At 32.7% G+C, this 16,622-nt stretch carries 20 protein-coding genes; 4 read left to right on the forward strand and 16 right to left on the reverse strand.

Going from position 1 to position 16,622, the window contains the following annotated elements; genetic code table 11:
• Positions 1–87: 87 nt before the first annotated feature.
• The 11 genes from WH188_RS25535 to WH188_RS25585 form a co-directional block, all read right to left on the reverse strand.
• Entirely contained in the window at positions 88–354 is a 267-nt protein-coding gene (locus WH188_RS25535) for a hypothetical protein (RefSeq protein WP_339424801.1), read from the reverse strand.
• Between the two features lie 22 nt (positions 355–376).
• A complete protein-coding gene (locus tag WH188_RS25540) occupies positions 377–775 on the reverse strand; it encodes a hypothetical protein (protein WP_132768769.1) in 399 nt (132 codons plus the stop codon).
• A 101-nt stretch (positions 776–876) separates the two neighbouring features.
• On the reverse strand, positions 877–1,239 hold the full coding sequence (locus WH188_RS25545; RefSeq protein ID WP_132768771.1) for a hypothetical protein: 363 nt from the start codon (positions 1,237–1,239) through the stop codon (positions 877–879).
• 576 nt (positions 1,240–1,815) lie between these two features.
• Entirely contained in the window at positions 1,816–2,211 is a 396-nt protein-coding gene (locus tag WH188_RS25550) for a hypothetical protein (protein ID WP_339424802.1), read from the reverse strand.
• A 247-nt stretch (positions 2,212–2,458) separates the two neighbouring features.
• Positions 2,459–2,743 carry a DUF7710 domain-containing protein gene (locus WH188_RS25555; protein ID WP_339424803.1) on the reverse strand — a complete coding sequence of 95 codons (285 nt, stop codon included), beginning with the start codon at positions 2,741–2,743 and terminating at the stop codon, positions 2,459–2,461.
• 424 nt (positions 2,744–3,167) lie between these two features.
• Positions 3,168–3,860: a HEAT repeat domain-containing protein gene (locus WH188_RS25560; protein WP_339424804.1), complete on the reverse strand. Its 693-nt coding sequence runs from the start codon at positions 3,858–3,860 to the stop codon at positions 3,168–3,170.
• A gap of 158 nt (positions 3,861–4,018) precedes the next feature.
• Positions 4,019–4,453, reverse strand: a complete 435-nt coding sequence (locus WH188_RS25565) for a hypothetical protein (RefSeq protein ID WP_339424805.1) — start codon at positions 4,451–4,453, stop codon at positions 4,019–4,021.
• A gap of 278 nt (positions 4,454–4,731) precedes the next feature.
• On the reverse strand, positions 4,732–5,622 hold the full coding sequence (locus WH188_RS25570; protein ID WP_339424806.1) for a flavin reductase family protein: 891 nt from the start codon (positions 5,620–5,622) through the stop codon (positions 4,732–4,734).
• Positions 5,623–5,887: 265 nt separating this feature from the next.
• Positions 5,888–6,832, reverse strand: a complete 945-nt coding sequence (locus tag WH188_RS25575) for an Rpn family recombination-promoting nuclease/putative transposase (protein ID WP_339424807.1) — start codon at positions 6,830–6,832, stop codon at positions 5,888–5,890.
• Between the two features lie 208 nt (positions 6,833–7,040).
• Positions 7,041–7,490 carry a nuclear transport factor 2 family protein gene (locus tag WH188_RS25580; protein WP_132768841.1) on the reverse strand — a complete coding sequence of 150 codons (450 nt, stop codon included), beginning with the start codon at positions 7,488–7,490 and terminating at the stop codon, positions 7,041–7,043.
• A gap of 246 nt (positions 7,491–7,736) precedes the next feature.
• Entirely contained in the window at positions 7,737–7,928 is a 192-nt protein-coding gene (locus WH188_RS25585) for a hypothetical protein (protein WP_132768843.1), read from the reverse strand.
• A gap of 454 nt (positions 7,929–8,382) precedes the next feature.
• On the opposite strand from WH188_RS25585, the gene WH188_RS25590 reads away from it, so the two are divergent.
• Together WH188_RS25590 and WH188_RS25595 are read left to right on the forward strand one after the other, a co-directional pair.
• Positions 8,383–8,826, forward strand: a complete 444-nt coding sequence (locus WH188_RS25590; protein WP_165905847.1) for a MarR family winged helix-turn-helix transcriptional regulator — start codon at positions 8,383–8,385, stop codon at positions 8,824–8,826.
• Entirely contained in the window at positions 8,823–10,247 is a 1,425-nt protein-coding gene (locus WH188_RS25595) for a serine hydrolase (RefSeq protein ID WP_132768847.1), read from the forward strand. Before WH188_RS25590 ends, WH188_RS25595 begins: the two co-directional genes overlap by 4 nt.
• A gap of 343 nt (positions 10,248–10,590) precedes the next feature.
• Here the strand turns inward: WH188_RS25595 and WH188_RS25600 are convergent, their stop codons facing one another.
• The 5 genes from WH188_RS25600 to WH188_RS25620 all read right to left on the reverse strand — a co-directional run bounded on the left by WH188_RS25600 (position 10,591) and on the right by WH188_RS25620 (position 13,910).
• A complete protein-coding gene (locus tag WH188_RS25600; RefSeq protein ID WP_132768849.1) occupies positions 10,591–10,995 on the reverse strand; it encodes a hypothetical protein in 405 nt (134 codons plus the stop codon).
• A 161-nt stretch (positions 10,996–11,156) separates the two neighbouring features.
• Entirely contained in the window at positions 11,157–11,411 is a 255-nt protein-coding gene (locus WH188_RS25605; RefSeq protein ID WP_132768851.1) for a hypothetical protein, read from the reverse strand.
• 108 nt (positions 11,412–11,519) lie between these two features.
• Positions 11,520–12,002: an HAD domain-containing protein gene (locus tag WH188_RS25610; protein ID WP_132768853.1), complete on the reverse strand. Its 483-nt coding sequence runs from the start codon at positions 12,000–12,002 to the stop codon at positions 11,520–11,522.
• A gap of 363 nt (positions 12,003–12,365) precedes the next feature.
• A complete protein-coding gene (locus WH188_RS25615) occupies positions 12,366–13,238 on the reverse strand; it encodes an Rpn family recombination-promoting nuclease/putative transposase (protein ID WP_132768855.1) in 873 nt (290 codons plus the stop codon).
• A 222-nt stretch (positions 13,239–13,460) separates the two neighbouring features.
• Positions 13,461–13,910, reverse strand: coding sequence for a nuclear transport factor 2 family protein (locus WH188_RS25620; RefSeq protein ID WP_132768857.1), 450 nt, complete (start codon positions 13,908–13,910; stop codon positions 13,461–13,463).
• A 564-nt stretch (positions 13,911–14,474) separates the two neighbouring features.
• Between WH188_RS25620 and WH188_RS25625 the strand changes: the two genes are divergently transcribed.
• Together WH188_RS25625 and WH188_RS25630 are read left to right on the forward strand one after the other, a co-directional pair.
• Positions 14,475–15,788: a hypothetical protein gene (locus WH188_RS25625; protein ID WP_339424808.1), complete on the forward strand. Its 1,314-nt coding sequence runs from the start codon at positions 14,475–14,477 to the stop codon at positions 15,786–15,788.
• 73 nt (positions 15,789–15,861) lie between these two features.
• On the forward strand, positions 15,862–16,545 hold the full coding sequence (locus tag WH188_RS25630) for a carboxylesterase family protein (RefSeq protein WP_168126823.1): 684 nt from the start codon (positions 15,862–15,864) through the stop codon (positions 16,543–16,545).
• The last annotated feature ends 77 nt before the right edge of the window (positions 16,546–16,622 follow it).

Genomic DNA, 16,622 nt, shown 5'->3' on the forward strand with positions numbered 1-16,622 from the left:
AGTTCTTGTTCTCCGAAAGGAGGCCATATTATAAGATATAATTTTTCAACTTTCTGTCCAATTAGCTCTTTAAATTCTGTCATCTACTTATTTAATTGGTATTGCTTTCACATAATGTGAGTTTGAAGTCTTGTTAATTACTGCAATGAATTCCCCATTTAATTTTGTAACTAGCATTTTCCCGTTATTGGTAATATGCATTAATACATTATCTGCCTGACCAGGCCATGCACCAGTTCTTGTTAATGTTGAATTAAGATTATTATATAGTTGATTAGCGGCACTCCTCAATTGTGGCACTATTTTTTGAAGTTGTTGAATGCTATATTCTCCAAATCCGATTGCATTAGACATACCTAAATAAAATGTACCTCTGTTAGCAACTTCCTGCTATTTCCTTTTCTCTTCCTTTAATTTCGTTCAATCCTAAACTAGTTTCGTTAAATTCCAATTCATTCTCATATACTTTAAAGTAAGAAGCGCCGACATAGTATTTTTCATTTTTAGTTTCTATCTCAAATAAATAATTTTCGTTAGTACTCAAAAAAGAATTTACCGTGGAGTAGTTAATGATTTCTTTATTGTTCTCTACCAAACTAATTGATAAACCAGATAAAGATGTGAATAATTGAATATATCTCGTGCCAAAAAATATGATATCGATATTCTTAAAATTATCCTCATCCTTACTGGCTCTTAACAATAATTGACCATGACTAATTACAAAGTCAAAAACTGTAAAATATTTATTTGATTTAAAAATTTCTTTGCTCATAATTTATCGTTTTAAAATGGACTAGGTATTACTTTTCCATTGAAATAGAAAGTAGTTCGCTCTAAAGCTGCTGGATTCGAATATAATTGAAATAATTCCGCTTAAGCTGAGTAAGCTTTAAAATGTTCAAATAATATTAAATCATTATCCATTGCCGATCTTTTCTCAAGGTCATCTTCATATGGATCAAAACTTATATAATAAAATCCATCACATTTTAAAAGTTTAAACATTTCTATGTTGTAAAAATAAGACATAGAACTATAATTAAATCCATATTCTTTGACAACCTGAAATATGATTTTCAATTCATTTGCTTTCGAATTATGAATTTTAAAATATACTTCTACACATAGGATCTCGTCTATCAAACATATATTAATGCTGGATATTACAGCATTTGGCAAATATGCTTGATTTACTAAAATATCCATTAATTTATCATCTTTTGCTAAATATTCCATATTACTTCTTCAATTATCTTGACGTTCTTTTTGTCTTTTTTGATCCTTCTCTAATTCGTCCTTTTTTGGAGTTCTTCCCTGTTGTCTTTCAGATGGTTTAAGGTCATATGGATGAGGATTGGGTTTTGGTTTATGATCATGCACGTGATCATCCCTCTCACTTTCAATAGACCAACTTTTCCCATGCCCTTTACTATATTCTTTTTGCACACTTCCATCAGGTCCATGTACATTGGTAGTTGTTACTGAGCATTAGTATCAGGCTATCCTTTATCATCCAGCCTATTTTTTCTGCGAGTCCTGAATTATTAGCAATTCAATCCTTACTGTCTTGATTATTACTTGAATTAAGCATCCTCGGATTCAACTGAACATTGCTCCGTGTACAATCATATCTCACAGAATATCCCAATTGTGAAGAAACTAATTTGCATTAGATACCATTCCGACAAATACTACCATAAAAATTGCAGTAGTGACAGGGTAAACTTCCCTGTTTTTGAAGACTTACCATTTTTCAAACATTTAATAAATATAAAAACCTTAAAAAACTTCACTCATAAACGATACTTCTACTTATAAGATTTTTATCATCCACTTCTTTAAATCTGATTCAAACTTTAGGATGTCAAAATCTTCCAATTTATATTTCCTAATTATAACAGGAACCTCATTAATCAGCTTTTCAACTACGATTTTCTTTCGTTCCTTCTGTTCAATTTTCAAAAATTGGTTTAGATTAAGCATAATATCCATGTAAATAGTCTTCTCCTTTTTTGACAGTCTAATTCTTTGCTTTAGATTCAGACTCGGATCTTGACAAATCAATAAAACTGTTATACCATTTAGAGTAGAACCATAATACTGTTCCGAAAAAAATCGTCTGTACCCTGTTTCTGACAAAGTATCTAAAACCTTATCTATTTTACTCTCCCAATAAAAATCTGCTAATATATTGAATCTAAAACTCATCACTTAATCAATTTTTGATATCTCTGTTAGTTGGTATATGAGGTTCATAGTGATCACTTAACTGTCCACTAATGACAACTTAAGACGGCAGTAAATAAAGAAATTACTAGTACTTCCCCGATCGCCAGAGACGAACTATAGTGTAAAACGTATCCCTTAAAATTCATAGTTGGAATGTTCCTTTTTTGCTTACTATTTACAGTTTACAAGGGAATTTACTAATTACGCTAACGAAACTGAATGAAGACTAATTATCTCTTATTCCATTTTCATAATGATAATGATCTTGACTTGTACATGTAAATTGTTGGATAAAATTTGCCGTCATTTGAGATTCTTTTTTCACATCGAAAAAACTATTAAATAATGCCCAGTCGTACACTCCTTCATCAATTGGATATTCTGTTAATACTCCTGATAATTTATGTCTATTTATCCATATTTCTGCCTTTTCAATTGAGGTAAAAACGCCACTTGAAAACCTTCCTCCCTCACCATGAAAAACCCAAATTGTATTTAACGTATTATTCATTTTTTATTGATTATTATAATTAAACCAACAGCTTCATATGCTAAAGTCTTTAATCAACGACAGCCGATGACAAACATTGCTCCAACTTGCATACCTAAATTATGCTGATCCATAAGGATGTATTCATCATCATGCCGCTCTCGCAAAATTCCAACGTATGTGTACACAGATTTAAGTCACGCTGCATTTATCAGATCAATAATTGTTTTTTATCTGCACTTATGAACCCTATGGGGTTTCCTTGCTATTTTAAAGATACTTATAATTTATATTATTTATCTGTCATTTACCTTCACAACTGAGCTCATCGCTACGCTCTTTCAGTTATTTTCCACTCAAGTTGAGTAAGCTTCAAAATGTTCAAATAAAATTATATCATTATCCATTGTCGATCTCTCAAGGTCATCTTCATATGGATCAAAACTTATTTTATTATTTTTTTTAATGCTTTTTGAGCTTCCTTTCTTACGAAAGGTTTAGGGTGATCTGTCAATATTGCTATTTTATCTTTTGCTTTTTGTGATTTAATTTTTCCAAGTGCTATTAAAGCGTGAGCAACTACTTCATCATCATTAAGCAAATTTATTAGTACATCTTCTACTTCTGCAGATTTAATTTTCCCTAAAGCGAAAACAAACATCTGTCTTGAGGTTCTGTTTGTTTTATCCTGAACGATTGGTAAAATGCTCTTGACGTCATCTTGAGTAATTGTCATATCTATAGTATTGCCAATAGCCCAACGTAATGAATCATTATCTTTAGGGATTTGGTGATACATAGTGATTAAATAAGGAGTTGCCTTTCCTTTTGCTTCCTTTACAGCTAATGCCCTTATTATTCCTTCTATATTTCTTTCATGATAGTCTTTTTGTAGGTGATCTAATAGAATTGGGATAGCATCAGGATATCTTTCATTTGTTTTAACCAAGTCCCATACAGAATTTATTTTAATTCCTATTGAATTAAGGTCGTTCACTAATTCTGCGAGCTCCTCTCTTAAAGATTTTTCTAAAGCAATTCTTATTTCTTCTTGTAATTTTAAATCTTCACTAGATTTAAGTGGTTTAGTGATTAATTCTTTAAATTTCTCATTCAATTCATGTATGTTCAAATTCATGACTATCTATTTAACTGGAATATGTTTATGAATTATTTTTCTTGCCTCCATTAAAGTTTGCAATGGAGTAGAAATAGTAGTATTTGGTCGTGTGGTATAAATTTATACTTTCATTTAAAAAAAAAATGAAAGTAGTACTTGCCACTTATTACATATATCTAAACAGAATCATATAAACAAGCTTTCATGTCCATTTTGAACTTTTCTTTATCAAAATCTTTTACAGCCTTGGGCAGCTTATCTAAATTTGATAAGGACTCCAATATTCTAGTTTTTAAAAGTTCTATACTATCATAATCGTTGCCAGAAACAAAACTTTCATACTCATCAGAAGTTAAAACAATGTCATCAAGGAATAATTTTACCATTCTCTGCATCTCTCCTGTAAATCTGTTTTTTGTTGTTTTATCACGAACGTACAAAGGTTTCTTGGCTGTAAAAAGATGCTCAAAACCTGGAGGGGTTAAAACACTTGTAAAACCGATAACATAACTTTCTAGGTCTGAACCATAAAATCTTCCTTCAAAAAAAATTTTTAATTTTTTTTGAAGATCGCTAACAAGATCTAATTTATGATTAGATCCTGCATCCATTATTAAGCTTATATTAAAATGCATAAATAATTATCTAAAAATTTTATTTCCTGGAGGCAATTGCCCATGGGTAATAAAATAGTTGTATATCTAAAACTTGTCTGCAATTTTTATCTGCATCTGATTTCCATAAAATTGAGGATCCATTTTGGCACCCATAGGACCTATTGATCTTAAATAATTAAGATTGGAGTTGATAACTTATTCGACAGTGTAAGTTAAGAACATTAATAATTGTAATGGTAGCATTTTAAAATGGAAATGAAAAGCTATTTTGGCTACATCAGCAGCACTTTCCATGCATCCATTACACGTCCATTTTCTAACAATTGCTGAGCTTTTAATTGCAGGAGCATCGTGCGATTCTTGATATTGGTATTAAGCAGCTCTTTTACTTCATCCGTTTTACTAAAGGCTTCTACCTCCTCATCTGATGGTAGCGATTTAACAAGTGCCAATAAACCCAAATTATTCCCGGTTAATACGCTGGAGTTTTTAACCTGTTGAGGAAAAGCATCTATGCCGATACCTACTCCTCCATTATCTATGGGTTTGGCTATTTTAAATAAACTGTCGCTGGTTACCCTACAATACCAATCACCACCTAAACGAGCCACCAGATCCATTTTATGAGGGTCTAATTTACCGTTATCATCCAAAATATCTTCATTGATATGAATGCGTTTTACCTCAGCAATAATCAAATTACCTGCTCCTCCGTTTTTCCCTAACGATATTACATCATTCACAGCACATTCCAATTGAATGTTAGATTCTGCTACTCTGGGTGGTTTTACCGTTTCTGAAGGCAATTCAGTAAACCCTGCTTTCGAAAACTCATTTACCTCTTTTGGATAGTCGGTGCTTGTTAGATAGGTCTGTTGAACCATATTATAGCTCACAATATTAATCACACATTCAGGTATTTCCAAAATGTTTTCAAGCGTATGTTTAGAACTATTATCCCGCGCCCTGCTTGTAACCGAAAAAACGCATATCGGAGGATTCATACTGACAACATTAAAAAAACTAAACGGACTTAAATTAATCTTACCGTTTTTATCAATAGTGGATGCGAAGCATATCGGGCGGGGTGCAATGGCAGCGTGCAAATAACTTTGTATTTCCGTTTGCGTTAATGATGAAATATCAAAAGTTTTTAAGCCCATTTAAATTTTTATTAACGTGAGTTTGGAATAAGAAAAGTATACAAAAGATATGGTTTCTGCCCGCTAAACGATTGCCAACAATATATACACTAATACCAAAATCCTGAGCTTAGAAATGAAGTTACAAAAATCTTTGTAAACACTCCTACTACACCATACAGAAAACATTGGTCAATGCGATAAAACTACCCACACGTCTATAACAAAGGCACAAAAAAAACCGCTTGGTCATCCCAAGCGGTTCTATATATTTTAGAACTATGTTCTACTTCAGTTTTTCGATCTCTTCTATTGAAAGTCCGGTACCCTTAGCGATTTGCTCTACAAGTAAACCCATCTCTTTAAACCTCAAAGCTGTCTCAATAGCTTTATTGTGTTCGCCTTCAGCTTTTCCTTCAGCAAGTCCTTCAGCTTTAGCTACTAATGATGCTTTTTTAGCTTCTTTTTTAGCCTCTTTCAATTGTTTTTCTAGTCCTTCAACTTGTTCCTGTTGATACATCCGCACTGCTTCGGCATCCCACTTGCGTTTTAAACTAATATCATACATAGTCTTTTCCTCCTTTGTCAATTTTGCGTAGCTGGCCAACTGGAAGAATCGTTGAAATACCGCCGATTTCATGATCCGTGGCAAGGTCTTTAACGTAGACATATTTTTGAGCATAAAGAATACTTTATCCAGTTCGTCTTCAACTTCAGCTTCGCTTTTAACAAAGTTAATAATTTCTAAATAGATAAACCCAAATCCTTCATAGAAAATTTGTCCTGAATCTCTATTACACAGGCAGGTATCGTGAAAATATGTGTTCCGATCAACTCCCGGCATATGAAAACCGTCCATCAGGACAATGGTGTAAACCTCGGGAATGGCATACGCCCAGGCTTTACGGTTTCCTTTGGGTGCTGTGTCTGAAATGACCTTGCTGGCATAGTACAGCATGCGTTGCTTCAGATTGGTCTGTGTACTCGTCTGCATCTCGATGATGATCTCTTCTCCTGTACTGATCTGGACTACAAGATCAAAGATAACTTTACCGATCTCTTCGGTCGCTCCGATACGCTCGGTATCCCGATAAGTAAGATCTGTGATCATCTTTCGACCACGAAAGATGATGTTGAGAAAGTTGATCAGGTTGACTTTGTCTCCGAATAACCGCTTGAATCCTTCATCGGTGGTCGGATCAATAAATACGGGTTCTGCATGTGCTACCATAATTTTAGGATTTATTTAAATAATTAATTACATAAACCAAATATGATAAAAACTAAAAATATTAGTCGGTTATTAAACGTTTGTAGTCGTTTGTAATCGTTTGTTGTCGGCTAGCACAACTTGGATCAATCTTTAGACATGCTATAGAAAAAAGAAAAGCCACATCTCACGATGTGGCTCTGACTAAACATATGCATTCAAACTTAACTTACTTATACGTGTTGATGGATTGCGATACTTTCCAATTACCACCGTCATTGACCAAAGTCACTAGATCGGTCTTGGTAAAATCTTCAAATTGTTGGGTTACTTTTGCCACCATGTAGTCACCTGACTGCTCAACTATGGTAGTGCTTGTTTTACAGTTCAACTGCTCCCCTTTTTGCTTTTTCAAGAAGGAAATTACTTCTGAACGGCTATTGATCTTAGCTTCTGCTGCCTGTACTTTCTGTTTAAAATCTGAAGTGAACAACTGCTCTACTCCTGCCGACTGTCCTTCTGTCATAACAGCTATATAATGATCAATGGCTAAGTCTGCTGTGGATAGATTAACGACTGCTTTTTTAGGGTTTGATACCTCTGGTTTAGCTGCTGCCATACTGAATGTAGATAATGCGATCAAGGCTGCTGCTGCGAATGTTTTTGCTATAGTGTTCATAATGTCTTTATGTTATATTGTTAGTTTATTGTTCTTAGTTGTTGATTCAAAAGTAGGGTGTAATTCGTCCCTGCTCTATGGCAATTAGACTAAACCAACTAAAAACTCGGTGAATGGTGAAAATGGGTAGGTGAAATGGTTGAACCTGGAATGGGATTATTCTGCTGTCACCCACTTGTCAATAATAAAGGCAAAAAAAAACCGCTTGGTCATCCCAAACGGTTCTGTATATTTTAGAACAATGTGCTATTTCAGTTTTTCGATCTTTTCTATGGAAAGTCCGGTACCCTTAGCAATATCTGCTACAGGTAAACCCATTTTCTTAAATTCTAATGCAATAGTACGCTTTTCTACCTTAAGCTTAGCACGCTCTTCTAAACGCCCCTTTTCTATACCTTGCTTCTCTGCTTTATCTAATAAATATTCTTGAGTGCCCATTATACTACTCCTTCCTAATTTTATTTCAATTTCTGACTCAGAAATAGTTAAAACGTGAAAATTAAACAATTTTTAACGCTCTCTCAGCGACCTATCAAAAACAAATATTACGATGAAGTTTAGGTAAACTCCCTGATATTCAAAGTCTACGTAATACGTTAAAAAATGAACTCGCTGTATTCTTTTACGCCTTTGAATCATCAGGATTTATAGGGGGTATAGAAGTGGTATAGAAACTGGCGCTTAATGGCGGATGTAGCACCAATCATTTATCAGCCGACTCTCATGATATATGGTTAATAGAACACGATCCCAAAATTTGAAAACCTAAAAAATATTACTCCTAATTTGGATGACCACATGCAACATTGCAAAATTTAATACTTACGCGATCTTATACATTTACTTGATATATCAAATAAATAATTATATTTGTTTGATATATCAAGTAAATATGAAATTCAAAACTCCAACTAGCACCGTACTATACTCCATTGAAGAAACTATAAAAGCTTATCGTAGATTATGTCAACAAAATATATCTAGTATAGTACCAACGATTACTGTGGACCAAGCTTTGATTCTAATTATCATTGACAAAGAGGATAAAAGTCAATCTGAAATTGCCGATTTAGTTTTTAAGGATTATGCATCAATGACGCGAATAATCAAGTTGATGATAAATAAAAACTATTTAACAAAAACTATTGACGATGCTGACAAACGAAAATCGGAGTTAAAAATCACAACAAGTGGTAAAGAAATCATTGAAAAACTAAACCCTGTCATAACGAAAAATAGAGAGATTGCATTAAACTCATTATCAGAACAAGAACTAAAACAATTATTTGAAATATTAAGTAAAATTACCCAAAACTGTAAAACAAATACTAAATGAAAAAATGTATCCAACTATTAGCTACCATTATTATATTTTCTTGCACAAATAATAAAACCGTTTTTTCTCAAGACACTAAAGCAAGCGAGATTATTAACTATCTAGATTCTTTAGAAGGTTTTAGCGGTGCCGTTTTAATAGCTAAAGATGATAGTATTTTATTGCAAAAATCTTATGGGTTTGCTCATTTGGGTCACAAAGTCAAAAATAATACGGACACAAGATTTTCTTATGCTTCCATAGGAAAATCATTCACTGCAGTTGCTATATTTCAGTTAATCCAAGCTGGAAAATTATCCTTGGATGATCCTATTGGGAAATTTATCCCAGATTACCCAAATAAGGTAGCAAGAGATTCTATCACAATTAGATTATTACTCATGCACAGAAGTGGGCTGGCTGATTATTTTTATTCCGATAAGTTTTTGAATACTTCTAAAATAAAATTTAGAACAATAGAAAGTCTTTCCAAATTATATGAAGATGAACCGTTGGAATTTAAACCGAATGAGCAATTCTCTTACAGGAATACAAACTATATTTTGCTCGGTAGAATTATAGAAACTGTGAGTAAAATGCCCTATGATGACTATATTAAAAAGCATATTTTCTCAAAAGCAAAGATGCTAAATACGGGCAATGTTGACGTTGACCACATTATAGAAAATGAAGCAGAAAACTACACATTATCAGATGTTTATCCAAACCAGTTACAAAAAACATTTTTCATGAGTGCTGTCAAGGGCAGTTCTGCAGGTGGTGGCTATACCACCATAAATGATTTGTACAAATTTGCATTGGCATTTAAAAATAATAAGCTCTTAAATGCTGATTATACAAATTTTATGAAAAAGGAACCTGAAAACGACCGATATGGATACGGAATGCAGTTTGCAGGAGCACGAGGATCTGGAATTTATGGACACAGTGGCGGGCATTTTGGTGTTGGTGCTGAATGGCGTATATTTGATAAACAAAATTATACTATAATTTTACTTACTAATAAAGACCTAGATCAAGGATTTTTAGATGCTCGTTTTTTTATGGAAAAAACAATTGCTGGTTCAACACCAAAGCTAGATACTTATTTTTATACAAAAAAAATAATCAACACTTGTTTGGATAAGGGTTTTGATGAAGCTAAATTTCTTATAAAAGAATCAAAATTAGAAATATCTGAAGCCGACCTGAATGCCAAAGGCTACGAGATGATTAAAAGAGGTTTACATAAAAAAGCAATAGACTTATTCACACTCGAAATTTTATCTTTTCCAAAATCGTATGAAGCTTACGACTCTTTAGGAGAAGCGTATATGATGGACGGTCATCTTAAAAAAGCTATTGAAAATTATAAAAAAAGTTTAGAATTAAACGCGGAAAACACGAATGCAATGGAAAAGTTAAAAGAATTGTTAAAATAAATTACGATAAAAGGCAACGCTCCAACTTCTCCAAAGCGTTGCCAACTTAATCGACAAATGAAGCTAGAATAATATTCATATCATTTTTGAATCTTTCTTTATCAAAATTTTTTACAGACTTGGGCAACTTATCTAAATTTTATAAAGACTCCATAATCTAGTTTTTAACTAGTTCTAAACTATCGGAATCACTGCCAGAAACAAAATCTTCATATTCATCTATCGCGATATTATCTATAAACAACCTAAACATTCTAATTTTTTCTCCAGTAAATCTATTCGTACTTATCTTATCAAAAACATAAACAGGTTTTTTCTTTACGAATAAATGTTTAAAGCCTTCCTACTCATAATAAAAAGGATTAAATCCATTCGCTATATCAAATCGTTGTGGATAGATAATTTTTTTATTCATATCTGTTGCAGGAAGGAATTCCATAAGAATAAACTGATTCGGAAATATTAATAAAGTCTCTGTGCTGTAAACATCAGCTTTTACAGATAAAATTTCAACTTTCCGAAAACCAATACCCAATTTCTTTTTTATCGTCTTATATTTATATGGATTATTATTGATACTATCTTTTGTAATCAGCTCTCCATCTATTTTCACTTGTGCATCAATACTGTAACCGTCTGATGTTGAAGATGACATACCCAGATATATGATCGTTTCATATTTTACACCAAAGAGAAAAAAAGCTATCAAAGCCAAAACAATCACCAAAATTATAGTTTTTCTTTTCATTAAAAACAAATTATTTATATCGTAGTCCTAATGACTTTATTTGAAAAAAGTTTCGAAGCGTAAAGCTTAACCTTAGTAAATAATAAGCTAACGGATTTCTCTTCTCAATGTTAATCTAATACAAAATTAAACTATCATCAATACCTTCATTTTTATCATTTTCAATATATAGGGTATTTGCCAACTTCAATATTACCTGCAGACAAAAGTAAACATACCTCAATATTATACTCCTCGAAAACTCTTTTCGAAAATACAATTTTTATATCTTTTTCAATTAACACAATATCATTAAAAGACATGCTTAATTCATCTTTCAAGAATTCATTTTCATCACTTTGAATACACCATTCGAAGCTTTCTTTGGCTTTACGATATAGTAGCGATAAATGTGAGTCCGAATTTAAAAACTCCATGATCAATTAATTTTAAGCTTTGTAATAAATTGTATTATTCTTGATTTCTCAATTGAATTTACGGGAGTAATCCCAACCTCGTGTTTAATAGTGTAGAACTATAAGTTCTCAATCGATCTTACTTGACAACCTTCTCTGTAAAATTCGTTTTAAGTCATTTACATCATTTAAACCAGTATAAGAATTTGTCAAGACTAAACGAGCCTTTAGATGTGCAGGTAAATCATTCAGGGACTTATCATCATCTATAATGACAATTTCTTTATAGTCTAAATTATTGGATTGAATCCATCCTAAAATCTCCTCTTTTCGAGTATGTCGATGATTTGAAAAATATGCTTTATCATCTAAAATGGAAAGATTTTTCAGCTCCAGTCCCCTAGTTTTAAAAATGACTTTCCATTCTTGAATACTATATTTAAAACGATGTGATGTGGAAAGAATGACTTTGTCCTTCGTTTTATAAATAACAGACTTTAAAATCTGAATAGCTTGCGGATTAAACTTATAAAAACCATCCTCATCCAATTCCACTTTCTGATGTGGATTAGCATGAACCAATACTCCGTCTATATCTAAGAAAAAAATCATTGCTCCGTCTTTTTATATTATTTGTTCAAAGGTTTGGGTTTGGAAAATATAAGCTATCCTTTATTAAAAATAGCGATTTATTTCTGTATATATCTTAAAAGAAACACGCTATTTAGTGAGCTGAAATTAAAGAGATAAATTTCCATTACCTTTTGATTACCACATTTCTTATAAATTGTCTGAAAATTTTTTAGACACTCTTTCTTCTCTTCATGACTAAAAGTAAAGTTTATCCTATGAAGCAGAAAACTACCTTTCATTCATAGAAGAAGGAATGATTTGGAATTGCACAAAAAAAACCGCTTGGTCATCCCAAACGGTTCTGTATATTTTAGAACACTGTTCTACTTCAGTTTTTCGATTTTAAAGTTTGTTAATAACCTCCAAAGATATGCCTAAACTTTTTGAAATAATTTCATTGCTTACTCCAGATTTCTTTAACTCTCTTGCTGAAGCGATTTTCTCAGCATAGGCTTTAGCCTCTGCTTCTTTCTGTCCTTCTTTTTTTGCGTATGCCAACGTGTTGGTATAATCGCGTTTACGATCTAAGCTGGATATGTATGACATCTGTTCCTCAGGCGTTAGTTTTGCCAGTTCTCCTAGTTCAAAGATACGGGAGAATATTCTTTTATCCAAATAGTTAGGTAGCTTATCGATTTTATCCAAGTGCTTCATAAGATACATCCATTGATCCAGAATCGTCGGTAAATCGGCTTTAGCTTTATTAAAATTAGGTAATACAAGCATCTTGTAACTCAACTTAGGATATAGCACCTCCTGATCGAATTCGTCAATAATCTTACCACTATAAAAGTACTTATCACTATTGGCAACATCCAAACGAAAGCCTAAAACAGCGATAAAATAAATTGGCGGTAACTCATAATTATCTCCTTTCTTTCCTTTTTTAGCTAGACGACTAATGGTCCTAGAGGTGTAACCCACCGCACGATCAAAAAAGAAATCCTGATTCTGCAATTGCATCTCTACTAGAAAAACTTCTCCACCTACACCAACACATCGCAAATCAAAAATAACTTTGCGCTCATTAGGTTCATCGCCATCTTCCTCCACATTGCTATAGGTAAGATCCTCTACAACATGTTCGCCTTCTAAAATACTATTCAGAAAATTAATTAGGTTACCCTTATTCTCCTCTCGACCGAAATAAAATTTCCAACCGAAGTCACTTAAGATATCGATGTACTTCGAAAGGTTACTTATCTTTACACTCATAATGGTATATTACTGGTTATCAAGTAAAAATAAAAAACAAAACCTTTTAAACCAAATAATTTAGCAAAAATACTAAATTATTTATCAAATCAAATAGTTCTCTACTTACTGTTAAAAGAATAGGAAAAAACGTTTGTTGTTGGGTAAAATAGTTGTGAATACTAAAAAGAAAAGCCACATCTCTCGACGTGGCTTTGAATAAACATATGAAATTTACTTAACTTACTTATACGAGTTGATAGATTGAGATACTTTCCAGTTACCACCGTCATTGACCAATGTGATTAAATCGGTCTTGGTAAACCCTTCAAATTGTTGGGTTACTTTTGCCACCATGTAGTCACTGGATTGCTCAACAATGGTAGTGCTTGTTTTACAGTTCAGCTGCTCCCCTTTTTGTTTTTTCAAGAATGAAATAACTTCTGAACGGCTGTTGATCCTATCTGTTGAGGCATGTACTTTCTGTTTAAAATCTGAGGTAAACAACTGCTCTACTCCTGCCGACTGTCCTTCGGTCATAACCGCAACGTAATGATCAATGGCTAGATCTGCTGTGGATAGATTGACGACCGCTTTTTTAGAGTTGTCTCCTAGTGGTTTGCCTGCTGCCATAGTGAATGTTGATACTGCGATCAAGGCTGCTGCTGCGAATGTTTTTGCTATAGTTTTCATAATGTCTTTATGTTATATTGTTAGTTGCTATTTGTTTGTTGATTCAAAAGTAGGGTGTAAATCGTCCCTACCCTATCGCAATTAGACTAAACCAACTAAAAACTCGGTGAATGGTGGAAATGGGTAGGTGAAGTGGTTGAACCTGAAATGGGGTTATTATGCTGTCGTCCACTTGTCAATAACAAAGGCACAAAAAAAACCGCTTGGTCATCCCAAACGGTTCAGTATAATTTAGAACGATGTTCTATTTCAATTTTTCGATATCCTCGATGGAAAGTCCGGTACCTTTAGCAATTTGCTCTACAGGTAAACCCATCTCTTAAATTCTAATGCAATTAAAATAGCTTTTTGACGCTCACCTTTCTCGATACAATGCTTCTCTGCTTTATCCAATAAATAGCATAGAAATGAAAGAACTCTTGTTAAGAAGAGTCATTCTGGGAGCAGATCTTGAAAAGAAATACATAAACAAAAAATGATTGTAAGAATTCAGACCAATCTAATAAATGGTTTAAATATTTGTTTAATTTTGTTTTAGTTATCTTATAAAATTATAACCAGATTATGAAAAAGGTGTTTACGGTCATTGTATATTTAATCCATATTTCAATAGCATTTGCACAACAGTCTAAAGTTGAAAATATAGACAGTATCTCCAATTATTTCAAAGAAATTAAATATGTAACAAAACAAGGAGTAAAATTATGGAATAGGGATTTATATGGAAGTATTTTATTAGTTAATCCTGAAAATCGCCTACTATACAGTAATGAGCCTGATATTAAGAATACTTTAAAGCTACAAAAAGATATTTATGTTGGTACATTACCCGCCAGCATTAATATTGCAAATACCTCAATGCAATGGAATGGCAAAACTTGGGCAATGATAATGCTTCCTCTGTCTAAAGATAGATATGACAGAATCAACTTATTAGCTCACGAGCTTTTTCATACAGTGCAGATTTCTTTGGGATTTACCCAATATAACAAAGAAAGTAACCATTTGGAGCTGAAAGATGGAAGAATATATTTACGGTTGGAATTGGAGGCTCTCAAGAAAGCGATCCTTTCTAATACACAGAAAGAGCAAACCAAGCATTTAACCAATGCCTTTATTTTTAGAAAGTATAGAAATGCTATTTTCCCCGAATCTTATGACACTGAAAATCAACTCGAACTTAACGAGGGTCTTGCAGAATATACAGGTTTTATGATTAGCAATAGAAATAAAGAGGCTACAAAACAGCATTTTGTCAATAGTGTAAATACTTTTATCAAAAATCCTACCTATGTGCGGTCTTTTGCTTATAATACTACTCCTATATATGGTAATTTTCTACGTAAAAAGGATAAATATTGGAATCAAAAAATATCTGCTGATAATAACCTAACAGATTTTTTTATTGAAAATTTAAATATTAAGATACCTACTGATTTAAAAGCTACTGTTGTGAAAATTTTTAAAGAATATAACGGCGAAGAAATTATTCAGGAAGAAGAAATAAGAGAGGCAAAAATAAAAATAAGAATAGCAGAATATAACTCTAAATTTATAGAGCAACCACATTTTGAAATAGGTTTTGAAAATATGAATATTTCTTTTGACCCACGCAATATACTTCCAATCGGTGATAAAGGAACAGTTTATCCGAATATGAGAGTAACAGATAACTGGGGGATTCTTGAAGTGAATAATGGTGCTTTAATGTTCCCTAATTGGAATAAAATATCTATCAGTATTCCTACCAAAATAAATGATCAATTAATAGAGGGGGACGGTTGGTCATTACAATTAAATAAAAATTATACTGTTATAAAAGATGAAACAAGCAGTAATTATATCCTTGTTAAAAATAAGAATACCTCCCGCTTGTAGGAGCTGTTACACCTCTGCATCGATTAAGCAAGCTATATACAAATGAAATTGGTTTATGTCTATATTATTTAAAATGACACCATACATTTTAACACACCTATTTCTTATTTTTTCTATGCACTCAAATGGACAAGTAAAGGATAAAGCTAAGTATAACTATGACTTGTATTTACCGAAGGATTATAGTTCTAGTGGAAAAAAATATCCGCTCTTAATTTATCTACATGGAGGATCGCAAAGAGGAAATGACATAAATAAGCTTAAAGTGTACGGAATGCCCTACCTAATACAAAAGGGACATGATTTTGATTTTATAATTGCTTCTCCACAATGTCCCGCTGACAAATATTGGTCATCAGAGAATTGGTTTGAACCTCTTTACTCTGATCTAATGTCTCAATATAGAATCGACACCAGTAGGATTTACTGTACTGGCATCAGCATGGGTGGCTATGGGACATATATAGTTGCCCTGGATTTTCCCGATACCTTTGCGGCTATTGTACCATTGTGTGGTGGAATTAACGATAGTGATACGATGAGAGTATGCAACCTTAGTAAGACACCGATCTGGACATTTCATGGTACTGCTGACGATCAAATCTCTATCAATGAGACAGAACGAATTGTCAATGGCTTGAGGAAATGTAATGAAAAAATAAGATTTACCAAATTAAAAGACAGAGGACACGGGATTGAAGATTTATATGAAACTAAACCGGAAATATATGAATGGTTGCTTAAGAACAAAAAGTAGCTATTGGAGTTGCTAACTCTGTACACCGACGAAGTTGGATATCTGTATATTTGTTACTTTTTGTAATCAGCTTTCTG

The sequence above is a fragment of the Sphingobacterium sp. MYb388 genome, from assembly GCF_037479535.1.
GTDB lineage: Bacteria > Bacteroidota > Bacteroidia > Sphingobacteriales > Sphingobacteriaceae > Sphingobacterium > Sphingobacterium anhuiense.